This window comes from Parabacteroides sp. CH2-D42-20 (assembly GCF_003670185.1).
Classification (GTDB): Bacteria; Bacteroidota; Bacteroidia; order Bacteroidales; family Tannerellaceae; genus Parabacteroides; species Parabacteroides distasonis.
Genome location: NZ_RAYG01000023.1, coordinates 95484 through 115839, shown reverse-complemented (window position 1 = coordinate 115839; position 20356 = coordinate 95484). Strand labels below are relative to the sequence as shown.

Here is a 20356-nt window from a genome sequence, read left to right as displayed (position 1 = left end):
CTTATGAGCAATAGAACAGAAATATCGACTTTGGGAGAGTTCGGGTTAATCCGTCATCTCACCGATAAAATAGAACTTAAAAATCCGAGTACGTTGAAAGGTGTTGGTGACGACGCAGCCGTACTAGATTACACAGACAAGCAAGTATTGGTTACGACAGACCTTTTGCTGGAAGGTATTCATTTCGATTTGATGTATGTGCCGTTGAAACATCTCGGCTATAAATCCGCAGTCGTAAACTTCTCCGATATTTACGCCATGAACGGACGCCCGAAACAGATTACGGTATCATTGGGTATTTCCAAACGTTTCTGTGTAGAAGATCTCGAAGAATTCTACGAGGGCATTAAACTCGCTTGTGATATCTATGACGTAGATCTCGTTGGTGGCGACACTTCCGCCTCACGCACAGGGTTAGCGATCAGCATCACTTGCCTAGGCGAGGGAGAGAAAGGTAAAGTTGTCTATCGAAACGGAGCCAAGGAGACCGATCTTATTTGCGTGTCCGGCGATTTAGGGGCCGCCTACATGGGTCTCCAATTACTGGAACGGGAGAAAAGCATATTTAATGGGGAGAAAGATTTCACGCCCGATTTCTCTGGTAAAGAATATTTGTTGGAACGCCAATTAAAACCGGAAGCTCGCAAAGACATTGTCGAGGTTCTTGACCAAGCAGGAATTGTTCCTACCTCCATGATGGATATCTCCGACGGCCTCTCTTCGGAGTTGCTTCATATATCTAAAGAAAGTAATGTAGGTTGCCGAGTTTACGAAGATCGTATTCCTATCGATTACCAAACCGCAGCCATGGCAGAGCAGTTTAACATGAATCTGATAACCGCGGCATTGAATGGAGGTGAGGATTATGAACTCTTATTCACTGTTCCTTTAGCAGATCATGATAAGGTGTCGGAAATGAAAGGTATTAAGGTGATCGGTCATATAACAAAGCCGGAGTTAGGCAATTATCTTGTCGGTCGTGACGGAGGTGAAGTCGAGCTTAAGGCGCAAGGTTGGAACTCACTAAACTAAAAAGAAATATCCGCTCTGAATTCACGAATGCAAAGCGGTCCGTCTCATTTTTATTGGGGGACGGACCGTTTTCCTATTATTTCACTTCAATGGATCCTAAATAATTATAGAAGAGTTCAAAATCACTTATCTTCAAGAAAGGTAAGTGATAAACATCCATCTTTATAATTTGCGCCTCTATAGCCATTTTCCCATACAAATCAGCCAAAGACATACTCTTTATATCACCATTATGATAGACCTTATTCTTTTTCTCGGGAAGCTGTACCTTCTTATCCAAGAAACGGATATAAGTATAAGAAGTAGCCAGCGGCTTATTATAAGTAGGCACTTTTCCGACTTTCCTCATATCATAAAACCCTTTCGCACGAGCCGTCTCACAAGGGACATTCATGAACTCTGGTATATTCACAAATCGAAAGGCACAATCATCCCATTTACAAAAGCCAATCTTAGCCAACGCATCCGGCTGGTCTGTCTTAATTTGTGGGCACCACAACCCTTTTAATGGAAAGATCCGCTTATCCATATCATATTGTAACATCTCCGACTGACTCTCAATACGAAACACTTTACTAAAATCAACGTCCCCTAACGCCTTTTCCAATTTAGCGGCATATTCTTTCTTAAGATCCGCCATAGTAAATGGATCGGCTTGATTTTTCTCTACCAGATTCTTGTCACAATGAGCCATATACCTTACTATCACATCGTCATCAACTGTCACATTATTTAATTTAAGCGCATAAACAAATAAGAGATCGGACGTTAAATCGACCATACCTTCAACTTCGCTTTTAAAATATTCCGAAACAATATTCCCTTGACTAAGCGCATCATTAATATTTATACAAAGACGCCGTCCATCCAGTTCTACCACGACAAGAGGATGCGTTTCTACCTCAGAATAAACGCCCATACCCTCAAAGAGTTTCTTATCGTAATCTGGAATATCAACGATCACCGCCTCTTGACTAGCCAGATTCTCTTTCGGCATCGTAGAAATCTTCCCATCCTTTGTAAACGTCCTAACAAACAAATATCCGGAAACCTTAGGGACACCAAACATAATCTTATCCCCTTTTTTATACACTTTCCCATCACAGGCAGACACCGCATCACGAGTTCCTATCCCAGCAGCAGCAAATGCCAAACATACCCAACTTAAAACAATACTCCAAATTACTTTCTTCATATCTATAGCTTATTAATCATTCTCTACCCGCTTCCAAAAATAAGTAAAAATCCATATTTATCTACACGCTCCCCCTATTTAGCCTGCTTATAGCAGCTAATTCCACCTCTACCCTCAAATATTTTCAAAAAATCCACCGCCACCTATTGCATATATCAAAAAAGTCCGTATCTTTGCACCCGTGATCGAAACAACGATATACAAAACGACATGATGGTGCCATAGCTCAGTTGGTAGAGCAAAGGACTGAAAATCCTTGTGTCCCCGGTTCGATTCCTGGTGGCACCACTTTTAAAAGACTTCAAATTTGGTAAATCCCTGAAAATAAAACATTTCAGGGATTTTCTTTTTCTCCCAATCCGCATATTTTTGGCAGAATTACGCACTTCCGCTGTGCTAAATCGTGGACAATTTTAGCCTCGAAAAAAATGTCCACGAATTGTACCGTAAGTCGTTGATTGTCTTATTGTCTAATTCTTGCTATTCTGCACGATTCAGTAACTTTAAACATTATTTTTTTAGAGTATGAAACGACAGACTTTCAACGTGCTGTTCTTCATCCGCAAAACAAGAACAGTAAAATCAGGTGAAACACCTATCATGTTGCGGATAACTATTCAAGGTCAATTAGCTGAAATGCAGCTAAAACGAACCGTTAAGCCTGAACTTTGGTCACAAGCTAAAGAACGGTGTACAGGTAAAGATTCTAAATCTGTAGAAGTAAACCGTTATCTTGAATCGGTAAAATTACGCTTGTATGAGATTCATCGGACTTTGGAAAACGAAAACAAACTAATTAATCCGATGGAGATTAAAAGACGTTTTCTCGGACTGGATGAAAAACATAAGATGTTCTTTGAAGTATTCCAAGAACATAACGACAAATGCAGGGAACTGATAGGCAAGGATTATGCAAAGGTCACTATCTCCCGTTTTGATACATGCCTGAAGTATTTTAAAGAAATGCTTCTAAATCAGTATCATCTAAAGGATATTCCGATGAAAGAAATAAATAATGCCATCATTCAGGATTATATTCATTTCTTGAAGTCGAAAAAGAATCTGCAAGAGAATACCGTTATCCGCTACATGAAAGTAGTCAAGAAGATTACTAACATGGCTCTTGCAAATGACTGGATAGACAAGAATCCGTTTATGAATATCCACTTCCATGAACAGGAAGTACATAAGGAGTTTCTAACCAAAGAAGAATTAGAGATTTTGCGAACTAAAGTTTTCAATGTACCACGTTTGGAATTGGTGCGTGATATTTTCTTATTTCAGTGTTGGACTGGGTTAGCGTTCATAGATGTATCGGAATTGAAGCCCGAACATTTGGTAACAGATAATCAAGGGAACGTCTGGATAAGAAAATCTCGCCAAAAGACAAAAGTCATGTGTAATATTCCGCTTTTGGATATTCCGTTAGCGATATTGGATAAGTACAAAGGCTATCCGCTTTGCGAAAAGAAAGGTACATTATTACCCGTTCCATGCAATCAAAAGACAAACAGTTATTTGAAAGAAATTGCTGATTTCTGCGGCATTAAGAAGAATCTAACCACGCATACCGGACGGCATACATTTTCAACCGTTGTCGCTTTAGCCAACAATGTATCATTGGAAAATGTAGCCAAAATGCTCGGTCATACCAATACAAAAATGACGCAGCGATATGCAAAAGTATTAGATCAAAGTATTCTCCGAGATATGCAGAATGTACGAGAGAGCTTCTCTACTAAAACCACCTAAAGATGAAAACGGCTACCCAATCCATTCGGAGAGTAGCCGTTTTTCCATCTTCATCATATTAAAGACTAAAGAGAATAATCTTCTATATTATAGGCAGAACGAAACCTATCTTCCAAAACCTTCCTAATATCCGATTCACGAAACAACACTTTGCCCGGAAGTTGGATAAAAGGGAAAATGCCATCATCCCGATAATACTGTAAAGTTCTACGGCTAATTTTGAGTATAGAACAAAGTTCTTCGCTTGTCAGATACCGTTCACCCTCAAACATGGGTTTATTATTCTTCAATGCATATTCTATATAAGGTAAAGCCCTATCTAAAGATTGCAATAATTCTTGGCTATCCTCATTCGTGTACAAATCCATAAGCAATTATTCTTTAGTGGCTACTTTTATTCTACCTGAATCCAATAGTTGTTGTACTTCGGCAATCTTATAATATACTTTCTTGCCAACAGTCGAAAAAGAAAGTTTGCCGCTCTCACGCAAAGACTGTAATGTTCGCAAAGGAATATTTAAGGAAGCTGCCAATGTCTTGCCTTCTATCCATTCTTTCTCAATACATATATCTGAGGAAGACAAAGAAATATTGTCTGCCAATGATACAATCTGCTCCAGCTTCTTTCTTAGAGAATCGAAGGAAACTCTTTCTATTGCTACTATATCCATATATAAATTACTTTTCAAAATTCATTATCTCAATCCTTTTTTAAGTAAGTTTTCCAGAACTTAATATGAAGCATTGACAAAGGTGAGTTCCGTATTTAGCCTGTTCAAGTCCAAGCCTTCTGTTTAGATAAAAATCTTCCTCTCATTTACATTCGAGCGTATTTTTATCTAAAGACTTGCACAGACTAAATACTTCACTGAAAAAGTCAATGATTCAAATTAAATTCCGAAAAACAATATTTTTGAGGACGGCAGGTTATTCCTTCCAGCTTTCAAAGTAGTGATTTTGCAGTAGTTTATCAATATCACTTTGTCGATAGATGATTTTTCCTTTTATTTGGATAAATGGTATTAATCCCGTATCTCGCCATTCTTGCAGAGTTCGCAAACTGACATTGAGCTTTTTAGAAACCTCATGATTGGAAAGAAATCGTTCTCCGTTCAGATGGGGCTTATAGTGCTTTACAATCGATTCAATACCATTCAGTATTGAATCAAGCGAAGAAATAAATTCTTTAACTTGTGGTGTATCTTTATTTATTAATTCCATGATTGAAAGATTGTTTTATTGAAATATTGATTTCAAGATTGCTAGATAGCTAATCAGTTGAATGATTAACTGATTGATTAGTTTCGCAGATAGTCACCCAATGATGAAAGGCTAAGCACATCTTTTGCTGGATCATAATCTATGTAAATCCGTTTAGGAACAGGAGCTATAAAATACAAACTGTCTTCTTTCTGTATTTCATAAGTAGCGGGTGAAGCCTGTTTGGTGGTTTCCGATACATATATAATAGAGAGAAGATAATCGTTGTCATTCCGGTAGATGATTACTGTAGGATTCAGATTAATGCTTTCCCATGTGCCAACAATGGAGAACAGGTTGAAAGACGGATAATCTTCTTTAGTTCTTTTCATAAGGCGTGATTTGTTTAGGTGATTGATTTTGTGTTTCACTATCCGCAATAATTCTTTCAACATCAGAAGACTTATAATAAATTTTGCTCCCTATTTGAGAATAAGCCAGTCGCCCACTACTTCGGTAATATTGCAGCGTTCGCTTACTAAAGCCTAACAACAGGCATACTTCCTGACTATCCAGCCAGTTTTCTACTTTCTGAGTATGAGTGCTGCACAAACTCTCTATCTGTTTGGCAAACTCCGTAAACCTCTCACAGACATACGAGAATGTTCTTTTTTCGATGGTTACTACTTCCATACTTTTAATTTTTAATGGTTTATAAAACGTGTGATTCTATTTTCATCGGCAAATAAAGGAAGAATTAAGAGCCGTTTTCAAAACTGTCTAAGGATGGCATAGTAAGTTCAGCATTGGCTTGATGGCAAAAAACTTTCTACCATCGCAATTTAGCAAGCAGATTATTTGCATGTTTCCGATAAGTAACATATATTTGTTCCCAAATAGTAACAATACGTAAAATGAAAGGAAAAAGCATAACAGGAGAAAGAGATCGGGAAGCTACCGAAAAGCGGTTGCTGGATACTATCGGTGAAATGATTGCCGAAGATGGCTTCGAGAAAATCGGCATTAACGCTATAGCTGCCCAATCAGGTGTTTCAAAGATATTGATATACCGCTATTTCGGTTCGGTAGAGGGACTTATGGCTGCTTATATACGACAACATGATTTTTGGCTCAATTTCCCACTTGAATATCCCAGTCGTGAAAAACTACCTGCATTCGTGAAAAGTATGTTTCAAGGACAGATTGAGCAATTAAGGAATAATCCTACTTTGAAAAGACTTTATCGCTGGGAATTATCTTGCAATAATGATATGATTGTAAAGCTAAGAGAGCAACGGGAAAAAGTGGGAATAGACCTTGTAAAGAAAGTAAGCGAACTAACAGGACATCCCCAAAAGGAAATTGCAGCAATAGCCTCTATGCTGACAGCATCAATTACTTATCTGGTGATGCTGGAAGATTTTTGTCCGGTTTACAATGGCATTCCTCTGAATGAGAATTCAGGATGGGAACAGATAAACGAAGGAATTGAAGTTTTAATAAATAAGGTATTTCAAGATGAAAACTGATTTCATACAAATAGCCAGTTATGCTTCCAAAGCTCCTTCGGGACATAACACACAGCCTTGGAAGTTTCATATTACGGACAGTACTATTACGGTTCTCCCCAACTTAGATGTAGCGTTACCTGTCGTTGATAGAAACAATCGTGAGTTATTTATTAGCTTAGGCTGTGCTATTGAAAACTTATGCATCGCTGCCAGTTATTTTGGTTACACTACCCATATAATAGAATGCAGTATAGAAGCGATTATTCTTGAATTAACGAAAAATGATCTCACAATTGGAGATTCCCTATTCCATCAAATTGAGAAACGACAGACAAACCGCAATATCTATAATGGCAATAAAATATCAGATGGAATTCTACAACAACTTCAATCCATTCCAAAAGAAAATGGTATTCAATTCTACTTTACTGAAATAAATACGCCATTTGCAAATACAATAACCCAATATATAATGAAAGGGAATGAAATTCAAATGGCTGATATTGCTTTCAAGAATGAATTGCTTTCGTGGATGAGGTTTAATAAAAAACAAGTTGAGGCTACACATAACGGGCTAAGTTATTTGGTTTTCGGAAATCCACCACTTCCTAGAATATTAGCACGTCCCATAGTTAGCTTATTCTTAAAACCTAATGCGCAAAACAAATCGGATAGAAAGAAAATAGATTCTTCCTCGCATTTTGTTGTATGCACCACACAACAAGATACAATCGAAGAGTGGATTAACTTGGGGCGAACACTCCAACGCTTTCTGTTAAGAGTAACTGAGATCGGGATTTCTTATGCTTTCTTGAATCAGCCGTGCGAAGTTGCAGTATTAGCATTTGACTTACGAGAGAAATTACCTGTCAATAAGGAACACCCAACATTAATAATGAGAATTGGTTATGCAAAGCAAATCCCTTATTCTCCCCGTAAAAAGATTGAAACATTACTAGTCTAATATTTTTTTGACTATCATGTTCCCGATTAGTAACAATAATAAAATAACAATTTAATAAAACTAATATGAATAAAATGGGATTGACATTGATTTATTTATGGCTTGTCAGCCTTTGTTCCTGCCAACAGGAATTAATTGAGTATGAGAAAGGAGACGTGAAAGTATGCATTGAACAGGGTGAACAATGGCTGCATGACTTTCCTTTGTTCTTAGGTATCAACAAAAAGAACCCACCTCAAATTGCTGTCTGGCTGGAAGATACACAAGGGAATTATCTTTCAACGGTCTATGTAACTCATAAGATCGCCACTCAATCTTGGCAAGCATCGGGAGGAAACCGACGAAAAGAAGCTTTACCTCATTGGTGCTATTCACGTGGAGTTAAATACGATGATGGACTTTATTTGCCTACAAAGAAAGAGCCATTAACAGATGGTATATCAGGAGCGACCCCACATGAAAGCTTTGATATTAAACTAAATCCGACAACAGCATTAAAGACATTCGTAGTAAAAATAGAAATAAATCATTCCACTGATTTCAATGAAGCCTTCCCTAAATCAGCCAAAGAAGGAGAAGCCAACTATTCTGGAGGTAAAGAAGGAAGCGGACAACCAGCAATCGTATACACTGCCAATGTAGATTTATCGTCAGGCGAAAAATCATTTGAAGCAAATCTGGTGGGGCATAGTAGCCCTAATGGTAGTTCCGGAGAAGTCAGTAAAGATACATCGGGGCTGACAACTGCTTTACATATCGTAAAACGTATAACTGTAATTATCCAATGAAAAAGATTATTCTGCTTATTATAGTAAGTTGCACTGTTGTAATGGCAACAGCACAACAGACAGAACGCTTCACTTTTGCCACAAGTGTAGGGACAGGAATTGACATGAACGAGCCGTCAGCCACTCCGTTTACATGGCAAGCTCTAAGCTATTATGCAATCAATAAACGGTTCTCGGTCGGCATTGGTACAGGATTATCAATTTATGAAAAAGCTCTGATTCCGCTATTTGCCGATGCAAAATTTTTAATAATAAAGCCTAGAAAATTCACTCCCTATATAGAATGTGGTGTTGGATATAGTTTTGCACCGGATAAAAATGCTAATGGAGGTTTTTATCTGAATCCGTCTGCTGGGGTAGAATATTCTATTTGTAAAAGTAAGAAATTATTCTTGGCTTTAGGCTATGAATCCCAGAAAATTGAACGACTGAAAACTCAAAAGCAATCATTGTTTACAGCCGAGTTTGCAGAGAAGCTAAGCCATAATGCTATTTCAATAAAGATTGGATTCATCTTTTAAAGACATACAGAAATCATTCAGCAACATGTAACAGACTTTAGTCTGATTATTAATACTCATTAATTATTAAACACTTCATGCCTATGAATGATTTATCAAAAACGAGGATTATCATCTTATTAACTGATTCCTCACAAAAAGTAACTGACACAGAAATGCAAGACGCTTATGACGAATTTATCAGGTGCATAGTAACAATTGGCAGTTCAAAAGATAACTCCAATATCTTTCGGATGCTGAATCTTACTCGTATTGAGATAGCACCCTTAAAAGAGCTATATCAGTGCGAGCAGGGGAAAAAATACGCTTAAAAATTATTATTTGCATAAAGTGTTAGCTATTATCAATGCAGAATTGGAACTATTAAGTCTAATAATTAAGCATCCTGAATCATTTGATTCTCCCACCTCATCAACATTCGTATCAGATCTATATGTAATCCCTAAGTCAAAGGACTTGGGGATTATTGGTATTGCTGAAATAGTAATAGGGTTATTTTTTTTAGGCGAAGTAGTCGGAAAAGACGGAAAGCCCGTCCCATTAGTTCGTTTAGCTCACGGTTTTGAAATCCTTTTCAATTTAAGATTTGGAAGTATATACGATAAACTGGATGCTATCTTTATGCGTAAACCATTCAATCTGACCAAAACCCTAGATGCCTTAAAGAATGCAATTAACAAAGAAGCCCGTAAACGAGCTAATAAACATTAGACAAAATGGTTTTATAATCCTCTTATTTACAACTATCTGAATTTCATTTTAAGGGGAGTAGGTAACTACTCCTCTTTTTCTGATTCTCCATTCTGCCGATTTTTGCATCATCAATCGATTGACATTCATGATGTATCACTAAAAAAATGAAGCAAAATGTATATAGACAACGAAAACTTTGAGAAATGGATGGAAAAGCTATCCAAGAAACTCACTGAAATAGGGAAAGACTTAAAATCCCTAATCAATACCGATAAAGTATTAGATGATAATGAAAAGATACTCGATAATCAGGATTTAGCCTTTCTTCTGAAAGTATCTTTCCGAACTCTTCAACGTTATAGGGTAAGCGGGGTACTACCTTTCTTTACCATCGGAAAGAAAACTTATTATCGTGCTGGTGATATCCGGTCTTTTGTTCGTGAACGTGCCGATTTCCAAACCTACAAACAGTTTGAAAAAGCCAATCAATTAGAGAATCAGCCATGAAAGCAAAAGGGAGCAAATTTAGGAATGAAGCATTGCTGCTCCTTCCTTGTACTATCACCCCAATTTAGCAGAAACAGTTATGCCTTTCGGCTTTGCTCGTTTCGCTAGATTGAGCAAGAGGGAACTGGACAAGTCCTGTTCTTCCCTCTTGCCCTACGGGGCAAAGCCTTCGGCTTTAGCGTGTTACAAGAACACGCTGTAATGACACCTGTAATAAGCATTTTCTTTGTAACGCTTATTATCAGGTATTTATCTATTCATGTTTCTATAAAAAAGTAATTACTATGCCAAACAGCAGTCGGAAAACGATATTCACTACCATTTCCATAGACAAGGAAACGGCAGCTTTGGTAGAGAAGATATGCAAACGCTATTCACTGAAAAAGAGTGAAGTTATAAAGTTGGCGTTCGGGTATATAGACAAGGCACATATCAACCCATCCGAAGCACCCGAATCCATAAAATCAGAACTGGCGAAAATAAACAAACGGCAGGACGACATAATCCGCTTCATTCGTCACTACGAGGAAGAACAACTGAATCCTATGATACGAACCGCCAATTCTATTGCCGTTCGCTTCGATGCTATCGGAAAGGAATTGGAAACCCTTATTCTTTCGTGGCTGAAATCCAGTCAGGGGAAACAAACAGCCGTACTACAAAAAGTAAGTGAACAGTTCGGTAAGCACGCTGATATAATTAACCAGCAAGGAAAACAACTCACTGCCCTGTATCAGATACACCAACGGGATTATAAAAAGCTGCTTCAACTAATACAACTCTATTCGGAATTATCAACTTGTGGCGTGATGGACGGCAAACGGAAAGAGAACCTAAAAGCGGAAATCGTCAATCTAATAAATATATAGAACCATGCACATAGATTTTGCCCCGCCATCGGCAGGAACATATAATAATGCGGGTAGCAGTCGGCAATTAGCTTCATATATGGAGCATGAAGACTTGGAACGGATGGAGAAAGGAATCTATACCGATGGCTTTTTCAATCTGACAGAGGATAATATCTATAAATCAAAGGTTATAAAAGATATAGATACTAATATCGGGCAACTCCTAAAAACCGATGCTAAGTTTTATGCTATCCATGTCAGCCCATCGGAAAAAGAACTTCGGGCGATGGGGAACACAGAACAAGAACAAGCTGAAGCCATGAAGCAGTATATTCGGAAAGTCTTTATTCCTGAATACGCTAAGAACTTCAATAAAGGACTATCCGAAGCGGATATAAAGTTTTATGGGAAGATTCATTTTGACCGTAGCCGTTCTAATAACGAGCTGAATATGCACTGTCATTTGATTGTGAGCCGAAAAGACCAAACTAATAAAAAGAAGCTATCACCGCTTACCAATCATAAGAATACTAAGAACGGGGTAATCAAAGGTGGATTTGACCGTGTGAACCTATTCCTGCAAGTAGAGCAGGGATTTGATAAACTATTTAACTATAATCGACAACTAATAGAATCGTTTGATCACCACAACTCTATGAAGGAAGGCTCTATATCTGAACAGATTAAACTACAGGAAAAAGGATTTCAATCCTGTGAAAGAAAAGCAGAAATAAATCAAAATAATAATCAAGGAAACAGGTTTGCAATCGATCTTGAAAACATGGAAACAAGAATCCAAGTTTCCAGTACAGAAGCCACCCAAGGAGAAAACAATGCATCTGCCAATCCATCTTTCAATCAAGGGAACAACCAAACATCTGGTTTATTTATTTCTATTGCTTCATCAGGAATAGACAACACCCCTAATTGTACACCAGAGAACATATTGCCCAAAAACAAGAAGAAAAAAAAGAAATCACATAGAATATGAAATTATATCTTATACTTTCTGCATTTTTATTTATATACATAAAGGTTATTATTCTCAAATTTTCTATCTTTGTGGTTATAAGTGCAATATCATGAGAACAACTAAATTAGCTGAAGAGTTTATTAAAACCTTCAACATACATAAGATAATTGAGGAAAAGCCTAAATCTGGTCAGAAACAGGTATATATTGTGGAAATAGATGACTCTATTTTCGCCCTTAAAATTATACCTACAGCAGATGAAAGGATAGCGAGAGAATTGAATATTTATGAACGTTTTAAGGATAACTCTGGAATACCGAATGTTATCAATGTACAAACATATGGAGATGAGCTTGTTGTCATTGAAGAATTCATTGAAGGGGATGATTTAAGTCACATAGCCTCGCAGTATATAAATAATTCCACTAAAACACGACATTTAATTGCTGATATAGCTCATATATTAGCTCCTGTATGGGATAATAGATGTATTCATAGAGATTTAAAGCCGCAAAATATCATCATTAAAAATGATGGTCATCCAGTTATATTAGATTTCGGCATCGCTAGAGACTTAGACGATGAAACTATAACTCCAACAGGCTTCCAACCCTTTACTTGGACTTTCGGAAGTCCAGAACAATATTTCTTTAGAAAAGAACAAATTTCATACCGAACTGATTTTTTCTGTTTAGGAATTATTGCATATTATTTATACACAGGCAATCTACCATTTGGAAGATCAAGATCTGCCGTAGCTGAAAGTTTTATGCAGCCACAAAAGATTTATGATGTACATAATGAAGAAATGAATATATTTTTAAATGCTGTTTTAAAATATAGTGTTGCAGAGCGACCAAGAACCGTTGAACAATTTATTAAATTACTAAGTGTATGAAAATAGTACAAATATTGGGACACAATCCAAATTGGAATATTGAGGTCTTCACTCAACAGGATATTGGAGATGAATTTCTTATCACAGCAATCTCTTTTGGAAATAAGTTTGTGAACAATAAGAGAGTTGCTCCTATATTAGATAAGTCAATGCTAGATCTTCAGTTTTATGGTCAAAAAAATAGTGGACATTTATCAAAAGGGAAATTGTCTGATTTCGATTTCCACCCTGCAAGATTCTTAAATGATGATGAGGCTACAAATATAAGAATTAATAGCTGCATAGAAAAAGCCATTGAATACCAAATTTCATTAGGCTTTAAGAAAGTGATAATCCCTCATTATTATGAAGATAATTATATAGCTGGAATTATTTCTACTATAAAAGTAGCAAATAAATACCTCAAAAGCAATAAAAAAGATGGGATAGAATATTTTATGACTCTCCCATTAGCTTATGATATTATCCGCAATCAAGACTATGTTGAGAATTTATTATTGGAGTTAACCGACATGAGTATTATCTTTGACGGTTATTTTGTTGTTTGTGAGAACAAACCAGAACAAGGTCACAAAATCTCAAATGATATAAAACTTATAACTAATTTATCTAAAGTTCTAAGAGTTCTGAAATATCAAGGATTTAAAACCATATATGGATATGCTAATTGGGATGCAATATTCTTTCTAGCCCAAACAGATATTGATTATATCACAATTGGAACTTATGAAAATTTAAGGAATTTTTCCATAAAAAGATTTACAGAAGATATCTCAGGAGGTGCATCTGAAGGATATTATTTTTCCGAAAAGCTTCTGAATATGATACGTGCAAAGGATTTAATAAACATTCGTGCTAATGGTATGCTAAATACAATAAAAAATGAGCATAATATATTCTCGGATATGATATTAAAAGAAAACTACATTTGGAACATACACAAACCAGATGTAAACAAAAACTATCTTTTATCAATATCGTCTCTATTAAAAAAAATTTCCATAGTACACAATATAAAAGATAGGATTATATATGTACTATTTTTAATACAGGAAGCTATAGATAATTATCAACGTCTTGATAATAATTATGTAGTACTACAAAGTGAAGGTAAAAACTACCATCTAAATACATGGTTAATGTATTTACTAAAAACAATCCAAATGAAACCTGATGAATTCTATACTATATATAGAAAACATAGAGAAAGTCACTGATACATCAATACTTCCGACAATAGCATTTGCATAGTAGGATCAAGTGGCTTTTGCTTTTTGGGGTGATAATATTTTTTTATTACCCCATCTATTGATATAGTCAATAACCCAACATTTAATTTTTCAAATAGTGGTAAGTTTTCTATAGCAGCTTTAGAATGAGCCTCATCTAAAACAACATATGAGTAATCCGCAAACCATTTATATCTATAAGCTTGCATCAACGCTTTTTTCCAATGTCTTAATTTAGCTTCAAATGCTATATTCTTTTTAAAAGACAACTCGTATTTATTACTAAATACATAATACGAATCCATTCTCTTTACAAAACTATATTCAATAAGTTTTTCTAAAGATTTTATAATATCTTGCTTTTTAATCCCTGTTATAGTTGTAACTACATCCAAAGATACCTTTTTCTTATTTTTTACAATTTGATATACGTTTATATCAATAGAAGTAAGCTTTTCTCTCTTGACTATCTCTGCTGAATCTTTAAGTTCTGTAACAACTAAATCCGCAATGCCAAAACCTAAGCTAACTTCCTCTAAAACTCTTTTATTAGCAATATTAAATTTGCTAGAAAAAGATATTTTAAATAAATCCACTAACTCTTGTTCTGTACTAAAGCCCATTTCTTCTTATTATTATATACGTTGAATCATCTTTGTTTTTATTTGTTTGCAATCTATTAATAGCATTTACAATATTCTTATTGCGTTTATACTGGAAAATCATAAAATACTTTTTTATATCCTCTTCCATAAGGTTGTAAAAGCCATCAGAGCATATTAAAAAATTTTGCGCAATATCTATCTCTTTTTGAGTTATATCATCTAACATCAGCTCTTCTAAACCTATATATTTAGTTAGTATACGACTATTTCCAGACAAATTATCATCTACTGTCAATGGTTCCAAGAAATAATTTGAGAAGGAATAAATTCTAGAGTCCCCAACATTCACAATAAAAGCTTTATGCAAATTAGAATGAAGTAACAACGCACTACACGTAGTTTTTCCATCTATGGAAGAGGATAAAGAAGATAAATGCATATCATATATTAATCGATCTAATTTAACCTCAGAATTAATATATAAATCATGATTTTTATTTATAAAATACTTACAATACCGAATATAATCAATACTCTTTTTCAGAGAACTAACGCCATCAAATAGAATGAAAAGGCTATAAGTATCAGTATGCATAAACCAAATATCATCTTGATTCTGCATCCGTGCAATTCCTTTTAAAGAATTGCATATAATAGCTATATTTTTATCATTCTCTATCATACAAACAAACTTTCTTGCGATTACAAAGTTACATTTTTTTGTGGAAAAACATCTAGTCTTACCAGAAAAAAGGATTTTGAATCTGATAAACAGTATATTACAATCACCGTTGGTCTCCCTGAATATAACAAAAAAACAATTCGTATGTTTAATAAACCTGCCACAAGTTTGCTCTTATAAATCTAAATGTATATATTTGCATCGCTTAATAGCGGGCAAAACGATAAAACATAATCGTGTGCTAAATCATGTGGATTTCCAAATGGAAGAAACTATAAAACGGTGATAATCAACAGAGAGAAGATAATAGTTCTCTTGCTGGTGGCACCACTTCGAAGAAAAGCAAAAAACAGTAAAATCCTGATTTCCAAACAGAATCAGGATTTTTTGTTTTCCAGCGTAACGCAAAAAGCGGCAGAATATTACCGCCCGTGGTGTTCCAAAAGGAGGAGCAAGAAAGGTGGAGCGCGAATCTCCACCGAACAAGATTATTTCTCTCTGATTTGCAATGTTTTGCGTATCACGAAAGCGTGCATGGTTTCCTACTTTTGTACAACGAAAAACTGTAGGAACATGAAAAGAGACTCATTCAATGTGCTTTTCTTCATCAAGAAAGCCAAACTGCTGAAAAACGGAGAAGCCTCCGTATGTATGCGTATCACCGTGAACAGTGTGCGAGTGGAAAACAATATCCGCAAGAGCATCGAACCAGCCTTGTGGAATCAGGCGAAGGAGTGCGCCAAAGGCAAGAGCCGCAAATCCTGCGACTTGAACGCCTATATTGAGGAGGCAAGAATCAAACTCCATCAGACTTTCAATGAACTAGAGGAACAAGGACAATTCATCACTGCCCGCCTGTTGCAGGAAAAGTTCTTCGGACAAGACCAAGCACCGGAAGTTGTCCGCACACTCATTCAAACCATCCAAGAACATAACGACCAATGCCGTGAACTTGTCGGCAAGGACTATGCCTTGATTACCGTCCGCCGTTATGAGAGTTGCAAGCGTTATCTTGCTGAACTTATCAAACAGAAATACGGCAAGGAGGATTTACCGTTGTCAGAAGTCAATGGAGAACTGGTACGTGCCTTTGAGTTCTATCTCAAAACGGAGAAGGAGTGCCAACAGAATACGGTTATCCGCTACATGAAGTGCTTGAAGAAGATAACCAACCTTGCGCTTGCCAACGAGTGGATTTCCAAAGACCCATTCATCGGCATCAAGTTTCATGAGAAAGAAGTTATCCGCGAGTTCTTGACAATGGACGAACTGCTCACCATTTATCACAAGGAGTTTTCATTAGAGCGTATCACAGTTGTCCGTGATGTTTTCACCTTTGCGGCTTTCACTGGGCTAGCCTTCATAGACGTGCAACAACTGGCACCGGAACATATCGTAGAAGACTCCAACGGCAACCTATGGATTCGCAAACCTCGCCAAAAGACGAAGAATATGTGCAACATTCCTTTGCTTGATATTCCATTGGAGATTCTCCGTAAATATGCGGAACATCCGGCTTGCCAAAAGAAAAACTGTCTGCTTCCAGTTCCTTGCAATCAGAAAATGAACAGCTATCTGAAAGAAATTGCAGACTTATGTCTGATAAACAAGACCTTGACCACACACGTAGCCCGCCACTCGTATGCGACCTCTGTATGCCTCGCCAACGGTGTGAGTATTGAGAATGTAGCGAAGATGCTCGGCCATTCCAATATAAAAATGACGCAGCACTATGCACGTGTGTTGGATTCCTCTATTCTGCGCGATATGAATAATGTAAAGAGCGTAATGTCTAAAGTAATGCGATAGATATGGATAGAGGAATAATTTCAATCAGTGAAACGGGTGCAGTCACAATGCCGACCACACCTGTGTGGATGACCAAGTTTGAGATTACCAACTTGTTCGGAGTGTTCTCGTGCGACATTCGCAAGGCGATTCATTCCATCTACAAGAACAGGGAACTGGACAAAGTTGAAACGATGAAATACATCAAACAGCCGGACGGCATCAGTTATGATGTCTATAACCTTGAAATGATTATAGCCGTTGCATTCAGGATATGCAGTAAAGAGAGTATCATGTTCAGACGGTTTATAATAAATAAAATTAGCACCATTAAGAAAGCTGCACCGATTACACTATTTGTTGCCAGCGTCAGAGGTAATAACCGATGGTATAGTTGAGGTTCATTCCATCAGCCACTCGTTCCCGATGCACGGATGCAAAGGTAGCGTGTGGCTTTGAAGGCATTGGCAAGGTCAAGCGGCGGTGCCGTTTCGGGCAGAATCTTCCTCAAACAAGTTTGAGTGTATTACTGCCCGAAAACCTTGCCACTGCTTGCCACGCGCTCTTGGGGCATCCGGCAACGGAAACAAGCGACTGGCAGGAAATCAGAAAATATAGGGGAACGGCTTACAGACGAAGCAGGATTTTGACGCTTCATCTGTAAGCCGTTCCTTTTTCTTTTTGCCGGAAGTCCATTGCTCCGCAATCATAGGGCAGACGGCAAACTGCGCTCCTTCAAGAAAATCAGATTGCAACCTGTCGGTAGGCGGAACGGTAGCCGTCATTCAGCATCCTTTCGATGTCGGATTCACGGTAGAGGATTTTACCACCCAATTGGATATAGGCGATACGCCCCTCGTTGCGGTAGTCCTGAAGCGTCCGGCGGCTCACCTTCAACCGTGCCGACACCTCCTTGTCGGTGAAGAACCGCTCACCGCCCAATGTCGGGCGGTAGTTGGCGGTCAGATACTCTACATTGTCAAGCAGTCGGTCAAGGCTGCCCATGAAGTGGATTATCCATTCGCTGTCTTTGTTAATCAACTCATTCATACTATTCGGATTTAGTGGGTATTGTCATTATATTCAGTTCATATAGTCCTGCCTTTGAATCTTGCTTCTTTTCTCCTGTCCTCCACGATGGAGACGATACGCTTCACATCTTCGGGACGGTAGTAGGTCTTGTGATTGATTTGGCTGTACGCCAACGTGCCGTTGTCACGCAAGGTCTGCAACGTGCGTGGGCTGATGTTGAGCATCCGGCACACGTCCTGATTGTCCATCCACTCGCTCATTGTCTTTTCCCCATGCCGATGGCAGATGGCATCCATTCGGTGGACGAAGCGGTCGAACTTGGCGACCATCGCCTCAAAGGTCTTTCTTTCGATTGATACGATTTCCATATTGTCTTTCTTTTAATTGTTATTGTTTCTTTTGCTGCAAAGGAATATAGAATCCGCTGTCCGGCAATGGCTTTTCCGTAAGTGGCAGCATGTTGCGCTGATACGGTGGTCATTGTCCGGGTTACTGCCTGTCGATTCCCCGTAAGCAAGCCTGTGTACCATGATTTCCGCTCCACCTTTTAAGACTGCTATCATTCCTTTGGCTGCAAAGAAATATGGAATCTGTTACCCGACAATGGATATTGCCATTACTGGTAGCATATGGCACAGAGTGGTAGAGGTTGGCATACGTTGTAAGTACGCTAACTCCCTTAATTCTGAAAATTAGGGATGCAGCAAGAGTGAAAATAAGGGCTTAATTCAAACTTACCCTATATCTCACCTTTATCCGTTCCGCTATTCATCTCCGGCAAATCGTAGAACTTCTCACCGCTGTTTCCATCACCATATTGCAGAACCGCACAAAATTGTCTAAGAGAATCCAAACGCTTGAATGACTGTACTAAAGCACCTTACTTTGCTCCCGATAATCGGTCGAGGTGCTGACCAAGACCACATTCAATAACTTAATCAATTTGTTTTATACAATGAAAAGAGAACCAAACATTACAGAGCAGCAGGCTCGTGAAATCGTGGAAAAAATGGGACGCAGGGAATCCTACACTCCCAAGTCTGTGGATGACTTTTACAGGAGAATCGGTCTGGAGCCGGAGGAACTGGAACAGCCCGGCAAGACCATCACGAAAGAAGCGGAGATGGTTATGGCTGATGAAACGACAGAAGAAGCGGCAATGCCGCAGAAGCGCATCAGCAGCAAGCAGCGCAGGCTGTCTTTGGAGGAGTACCGCACCACCTATCTCCAAGTCCCCAAGATTATCAACCGCAAGCCTGTGTTCGTCAGTGAGACGGTACGTGACGAACTGGACAAGGTTGTCCGCTACCTCGGAGGAAAAGGCATGAGCGCATCCGGACTTATCGAGAACCTTGTCCGCCTGCACCTCTATGCCTACCGGAATGACATCGAGCAGTGGCGCAAACTCTGACGGGATTACGGTGGAACCGGTTGAGCCGCTGGATGCACTCCATCGGTTCGACCGATACACAAGGTGAGTTATTACACTCGGAAATCAATCCGACAAGCGGAGGATTTTTGGTGTCCTCAAAGACACAGCAAGATATATTTTCAGTTACCCGAATAATTCTAAGTAACTGAAAATCCTTGCACCGCCGTGGGCAGAATTATCCTCCACAGTCGGATAATTTCGGGGTTCTTTAATCGAAGATTAGGCTATGGATGAACCATTAAACTAAAAGAATAAGAAGAATGAAAAAGAAGAGCAAGTACGGGAGAAATCCCAAGTTGGACCCGAAGACGCACTGCGTGATGGTACGCTTCGATGATGAGGAATGGAACAGGTTCCTGACGATGTACGAGGAATCGAATGTGTACGCGAAAGCCGTCTTTCTCAAGGCGCACTTTTTCGGACAGAAGTTCAAGGTACTGAAAGTGGACAAGACGCTGGTGGACTACTACACCAAGTTGTCAGATTTCCATGCCCAGTTCCGCGGCATTGGAACCAATTACAACCAAGTCGTGAAGGAATTGCGCATCCATTTTTCGGAGAAGAAGGCGATGGCGTTGCTCTACAAGTTGGAGAAACATACCATCGATCTGGTGAAACTGAGCCGGGAGATCGTGGAGCTTTCAAGGGAGATGTATGCCAAGCGGGAACAACAGAAAGGATAAATTCCATTGTACACCTAAAA

28 protein-coding genes and 1 tRNA gene are annotated in these 20356 nt (G+C 38.2%); 18 read left to right on the top strand and 11 right to left on the bottom strand.

All coding sequences use genetic code 11. The annotated features are described in order from the left end of the window. Window positions 1-3 precede the first annotated feature (3 nt). On the top strand, window positions 4-1032 hold the full coding sequence (thiL, locus tag D7V92_RS14645; protein WP_005858417.1) for a thiamine-phosphate kinase: 1029 nt from the start codon (window positions 4-6) through the stop codon (window positions 1030-1032). A 76-nt stretch (window positions 1033-1108) separates the two neighbouring features. On the opposite strand, the gene D7V92_RS14640 is transcribed toward thiL, so the two are convergent. After that, complete coding sequence (locus tag D7V92_RS14640) at window positions 1109-2227, bottom strand: DUF4852 domain-containing protein (RefSeq protein ID WP_121773173.1); 1119 nt, start codon at window positions 2225-2227, stop codon at window positions 1109-1111. Window positions 2228-2442: 215 nt separating this feature from the next. Here D7V92_RS14640 and D7V92_RS14635 point away from each other — a divergent pair. Together D7V92_RS14635 and D7V92_RS14630 are read left to right on the top strand one after the other, a co-directional pair. Then, a tRNA-Phe gene (locus tag D7V92_RS14635) sits at window positions 2443-2515 on the top strand. Window positions 2516-2752: 237 nt separating this feature from the next. Then, window positions 2753-3979 carry a site-specific integrase gene (locus D7V92_RS14630; protein WP_121773172.1) on the top strand — a complete coding sequence of 409 codons (1227 nt, stop codon included), beginning with the start codon at window positions 2753-2755 and terminating at the stop codon, window positions 3977-3979. Between the two features lie 65 nt (window positions 3980-4044). Here the strand turns inward: D7V92_RS14630 and D7V92_RS14625 are convergent, their stop codons facing one another. From D7V92_RS14625 to D7V92_RS14605, 5 genes are all read right to left on the bottom strand, one after another. Beyond that, complete coding sequence (locus D7V92_RS14625) at window positions 4045-4347, bottom strand: helix-turn-helix domain-containing protein (protein WP_118317723.1); 303 nt, start codon at window positions 4345-4347, stop codon at window positions 4045-4047. Window positions 4348-4353: 6 nt separating this feature from the next. Beyond that, window positions 4354-4650, bottom strand: coding sequence for a helix-turn-helix domain-containing protein (locus D7V92_RS14620; RefSeq protein WP_121773171.1), 297 nt, complete (start codon window positions 4648-4650; stop codon window positions 4354-4356). Window positions 4651-4906: 256 nt separating this feature from the next. Beyond that, entirely contained in the window at window positions 4907-5200 is a 294-nt protein-coding gene (locus tag D7V92_RS14615; protein WP_121773170.1) for a helix-turn-helix domain-containing protein, read from the bottom strand. A gap of 77 nt (window positions 5201-5277) precedes the next feature. Beyond that, a complete protein-coding gene (locus tag D7V92_RS14610) occupies window positions 5278-5571 on the bottom strand; it encodes a DUF3876 domain-containing protein (protein WP_117712870.1) in 294 nt (97 codons plus the stop codon). Further along, on the bottom strand, window positions 5558-5872 hold the full coding sequence (locus D7V92_RS14605) for a helix-turn-helix domain-containing protein (protein ID WP_121773169.1): 315 nt from the start codon (window positions 5870-5872) through the stop codon (window positions 5558-5560). The genes D7V92_RS14610 and D7V92_RS14605 overlap by 14 nt, the downstream gene beginning before the upstream one ends. A 221-nt stretch (window positions 5873-6093) precedes the next feature. Between D7V92_RS14605 and D7V92_RS14600 the strand changes: the two genes are divergently transcribed. From D7V92_RS14600 to D7V92_RS14550, 11 genes are all read left to right on the top strand, one after another. Continuing rightward, entirely contained in the window at window positions 6094-6708 is a 615-nt protein-coding gene (locus tag D7V92_RS14600) for a TetR/AcrR family transcriptional regulator (RefSeq protein WP_121773168.1), read from the top strand. Further along, a complete protein-coding gene (locus tag D7V92_RS14595) occupies window positions 6698-7654 on the top strand; it encodes a nitroreductase (protein WP_121773167.1) in 957 nt (318 codons plus the stop codon). Before D7V92_RS14600 ends, D7V92_RS14595 begins: the two co-directional genes overlap by 11 nt. Before the next feature lie 65 nt (window positions 7655-7719). Further along, window positions 7720-8442, top strand: a complete 723-nt coding sequence (locus D7V92_RS14590; protein ID WP_121773166.1) for a hypothetical protein — start codon at window positions 7720-7722, stop codon at window positions 8440-8442. Continuing rightward, window positions 8439-8963: a hypothetical protein gene (locus D7V92_RS14585; protein ID WP_121773165.1), complete on the top strand. Its 525-nt coding sequence runs from the start codon at window positions 8439-8441 to the stop codon at window positions 8961-8963. The genes D7V92_RS14590 and D7V92_RS14585 overlap by 4 nt, the downstream gene beginning before the upstream one ends. Before the next feature lie 83 nt (window positions 8964-9046). Next, window positions 9047-9274, top strand: a complete 228-nt coding sequence (locus D7V92_RS14580; protein ID WP_121773164.1) for a hypothetical protein — start codon at window positions 9047-9049, stop codon at window positions 9272-9274. 19 nt (window positions 9275-9293) lie between these two features. Further along, window positions 9294-9674, top strand: coding sequence for a hypothetical protein (locus D7V92_RS14575; RefSeq protein WP_121773182.1), 381 nt, complete (start codon window positions 9294-9296; stop codon window positions 9672-9674). 156 nt (window positions 9675-9830) lie between these two features. Continuing rightward, window positions 9831-10163: a helix-turn-helix domain-containing protein gene (locus tag D7V92_RS14570; RefSeq protein WP_121773163.1), complete on the top strand. Its 333-nt coding sequence runs from the start codon at window positions 9831-9833 to the stop codon at window positions 10161-10163. A gap of 284 nt (window positions 10164-10447) precedes the next feature. Continuing rightward, window positions 10448-11032: a BfmA/BtgA family mobilization protein gene (locus D7V92_RS14565; protein ID WP_121773162.1), complete on the top strand. Its 585-nt coding sequence runs from the start codon at window positions 10448-10450 to the stop codon at window positions 11030-11032. Between the two features lie 4 nt (window positions 11033-11036). Beyond that, window positions 11037-12005: a DUF5712 family protein gene (locus D7V92_RS14560; RefSeq protein ID WP_121773161.1), complete on the top strand. Its 969-nt coding sequence runs from the start codon at window positions 11037-11039 to the stop codon at window positions 12003-12005. A gap of 91 nt (window positions 12006-12096) precedes the next feature. Further along, window positions 12097-12885: a protein kinase gene (locus D7V92_RS14555; RefSeq protein WP_121773160.1), complete on the top strand. Its 789-nt coding sequence runs from the start codon at window positions 12097-12099 to the stop codon at window positions 12883-12885. Further along, the gene (locus tag D7V92_RS14550) at window positions 12882-14102 is read left to right on the top strand and encodes a hypothetical protein (protein WP_121773159.1); all 1221 of its coding nucleotides are present in this window, start codon (window positions 12882-12884) and stop codon (window positions 14100-14102) included. Before D7V92_RS14555 ends, D7V92_RS14550 begins: the two co-directional genes overlap by 4 nt. Here the strand turns inward: D7V92_RS14550 and D7V92_RS14545 are convergent. Together D7V92_RS14545 and D7V92_RS14540 are read right to left on the bottom strand one after the other, a co-directional pair. Continuing rightward, window positions 14096-14737 carry a hypothetical protein gene (locus D7V92_RS14545; protein WP_121773158.1) on the bottom strand — a complete coding sequence of 214 codons (642 nt, stop codon included), beginning with the start codon at window positions 14735-14737 and terminating at the stop codon, window positions 14096-14098. The genes D7V92_RS14550 and D7V92_RS14545 overlap by 7 nt on opposite strands. Next, window positions 14727-15401: a PP2C family serine/threonine-protein phosphatase gene (locus tag D7V92_RS14540; protein WP_121773157.1), complete on the bottom strand. Its 675-nt coding sequence runs from the start codon at window positions 15399-15401 to the stop codon at window positions 14727-14729. The genes D7V92_RS14545 and D7V92_RS14540 overlap by 11 nt, the downstream gene beginning before the upstream one ends. 573 nt (window positions 15402-15974) lie before the next feature. On the opposite strand from D7V92_RS14540, the gene D7V92_RS14535 reads away from it, so the two are divergent. Then, window positions 15975-17210, top strand: coding sequence for a site-specific integrase (locus D7V92_RS14535; protein WP_121773156.1), 1236 nt, complete (start codon window positions 15975-15977; stop codon window positions 17208-17210). 2 nt (window positions 17211-17212) lie between these two features. Then, entirely contained in the window at window positions 17213-17587 is a 375-nt protein-coding gene (locus tag D7V92_RS14530) for a hypothetical protein (RefSeq protein ID WP_057327942.1), read from the top strand. Window positions 17588-17715: 128 nt separating this feature from the next. Here D7V92_RS14530 and D7V92_RS22630 read toward each other — a convergent pair whose 3' ends face one another. The 3 genes from D7V92_RS22630 to D7V92_RS14515 form a co-directional block, all read right to left on the bottom strand. Next, a complete protein-coding gene (locus tag D7V92_RS22630) occupies window positions 17716-17847 on the bottom strand; it encodes a hypothetical protein (protein WP_255420298.1) in 132 nt (43 codons plus the stop codon). Between the two features lie 86 nt (window positions 17848-17933). Continuing rightward, entirely contained in the window at window positions 17934-18239 is a 306-nt protein-coding gene (locus D7V92_RS14520; RefSeq protein ID WP_057327943.1) for a helix-turn-helix domain-containing protein, read from the bottom strand. A gap of 38 nt (window positions 18240-18277) precedes the next feature. Then, the gene (locus tag D7V92_RS14515) at window positions 18278-18589 is read right to left on the bottom strand and encodes a helix-turn-helix domain-containing protein (protein WP_057327944.1); all 312 of its coding nucleotides are present in this window, start codon (window positions 18587-18589) and stop codon (window positions 18278-18280) included. A 587-nt stretch (window positions 18590-19176) separates the two neighbouring features. On the opposite strand from D7V92_RS14515, the gene D7V92_RS14510 reads away from it, so the two are divergent. Continuing rightward, entirely contained in the window at window positions 19177-19632 is a 456-nt protein-coding gene (locus tag D7V92_RS14510) for a DUF3408 domain-containing protein (protein WP_104403738.1), read from the top strand. Window positions 19633-19913: 281 nt separating this feature from the next. Continuing rightward, complete coding sequence (mobA, locus tag D7V92_RS14500) at window positions 19914-20336, top strand: conjugal transfer protein MobA (RefSeq protein WP_057327946.1); 423 nt, start codon at window positions 19914-19916, stop codon at window positions 20334-20336. The last annotated feature ends 20 nt before the right edge of the window (window positions 20337-20356 follow it).

What these genes read in the sequence shown, in the direction of transcription:
- D7V92_RS14515 (WP_057327944.1), bottom strand. Translation starts at nt 18,589, where the DNA reads ATGGAAATCGTATCAATCGAAAGAAAGACCTTTGAGGCGATGGTCGCC.
- D7V92_RS14555 (WP_121773160.1), top strand. Translation starts at nt 12,097, where the DNA reads ATGAGAACAACTAAATTAGCTGAAGAGTTTATTAAAACCTTCAACATA.
- D7V92_RS14610 (WP_117712870.1), bottom strand. Translation starts at nt 5,571, where the DNA reads ATGAAAAGAACTAAAGAAGATTATCCGTCTTTCAACCTGTTCTCCATT.
- D7V92_RS14565 (WP_121773162.1), top strand. Translation starts at nt 10,448, where the DNA reads ATGCCAAACAGCAGTCGGAAAACGATATTCACTACCATTTCCATAGAC.
- D7V92_RS14535 (WP_121773156.1), top strand. Translation starts at nt 15,975, where the DNA reads ATGAAAAGAGACTCATTCAATGTGCTTTTCTTCATCAAGAAAGCCAAA.
- thiL (WP_005858417.1), top strand. Translation starts at nt 4, where the DNA reads ATGAGCAATAGAACAGAAATATCGACTTTGGGAGAGTTCGGGTTAATC.
- D7V92_RS14585 (WP_121773165.1), top strand. Translation starts at nt 8,439, where the DNA reads ATGAAAAAGATTATTCTGCTTATTATAGTAAGTTGCACTGTTGTAATG.
- D7V92_RS14615 (WP_121773170.1), bottom strand. Translation starts at nt 5,200, where the DNA reads ATGGAATTAATAAATAAAGATACACCACAAGTTAAAGAATTTATTTCT.
- D7V92_RS14590 (WP_121773166.1), top strand. Translation starts at nt 7,720, where the DNA reads ATGAATAAAATGGGATTGACATTGATTTATTTATGGCTTGTCAGCCTT.
- D7V92_RS22630 (WP_255420298.1), bottom strand. Translation starts at nt 17,847, where the DNA reads ATGAAGCGTCAAAATCCTGCTTCGTCTGTAAGCCGTTCCCCTATATTT.
- D7V92_RS14605 (WP_121773169.1), bottom strand. Translation starts at nt 5,872, where the DNA reads ATGGAAGTAGTAACCATCGAAAAAAGAACATTCTCGTATGTCTGTGAG.
- D7V92_RS14625 (WP_118317723.1), bottom strand. Translation starts at nt 4,347, where the DNA reads ATGGATTTGTACACGAATGAGGATAGCCAAGAATTATTGCAATCTTTA.
- D7V92_RS14640 (WP_121773173.1), bottom strand. Translation starts at nt 2,227, where the DNA reads ATGAAGAAAGTAATTTGGAGTATTGTTTTAAGTTGGGTATGTTTGGCA.
- D7V92_RS14520 (WP_057327943.1), bottom strand. Translation starts at nt 18,239, where the DNA reads ATGAATGAGTTGATTAACAAAGACAGCGAATGGATAATCCACTTCATG.
- D7V92_RS14600 (WP_121773168.1), top strand. Translation starts at nt 6,094, where the DNA reads ATGAAAGGAAAAAGCATAACAGGAGAAAGAGATCGGGAAGCTACCGAA.
- D7V92_RS14620 (WP_121773171.1), bottom strand. Translation starts at nt 4,650, where the DNA reads ATGGATATAGTAGCAATAGAAAGAGTTTCCTTCGATTCTCTAAGAAAG.
- D7V92_RS14545 (WP_121773158.1), bottom strand. Translation starts at nt 14,737, where the DNA reads ATGGGCTTTAGTACAGAACAAGAGTTAGTGGATTTATTTAAAATATCT.
- D7V92_RS14560 (WP_121773161.1), top strand. Translation starts at nt 11,037, where the DNA reads ATGCACATAGATTTTGCCCCGCCATCGGCAGGAACATATAATAATGCG.
- D7V92_RS14595 (WP_121773167.1), top strand. Translation starts at nt 6,698, where the DNA reads ATGAAAACTGATTTCATACAAATAGCCAGTTATGCTTCCAAAGCTCCT.
- D7V92_RS14530 (WP_057327942.1), top strand. Translation starts at nt 17,213, where the DNA reads ATGGATAGAGGAATAATTTCAATCAGTGAAACGGGTGCAGTCACAATG.
- D7V92_RS14630 (WP_121773172.1), top strand. Translation starts at nt 2,753, where the DNA reads ATGAAACGACAGACTTTCAACGTGCTGTTCTTCATCCGCAAAACAAGA.
- D7V92_RS14580 (WP_121773164.1), top strand. Translation starts at nt 9,047, where the DNA reads ATGAATGATTTATCAAAAACGAGGATTATCATCTTATTAACTGATTCC.
- D7V92_RS14510 (WP_104403738.1), top strand. Translation starts at nt 19,177, where the DNA reads ATGAAAAGAGAACCAAACATTACAGAGCAGCAGGCTCGTGAAATCGTG.
- mobA (WP_057327946.1), top strand. Translation starts at nt 19,914, where the DNA reads ATGAAAAAGAAGAGCAAGTACGGGAGAAATCCCAAGTTGGACCCGAAG.
- D7V92_RS14550 (WP_121773159.1), top strand. Translation starts at nt 12,882, where the DNA reads ATGAAAATAGTACAAATATTGGGACACAATCCAAATTGGAATATTGAG.
- D7V92_RS14570 (WP_121773163.1), top strand. Translation starts at nt 9,831, where the DNA reads ATGTATATAGACAACGAAAACTTTGAGAAATGGATGGAAAAGCTATCC.
- D7V92_RS14540 (WP_121773157.1), bottom strand. Translation starts at nt 15,401, where the DNA reads ATGATAGAGAATGATAAAAATATAGCTATTATATGCAATTCTTTAAAA.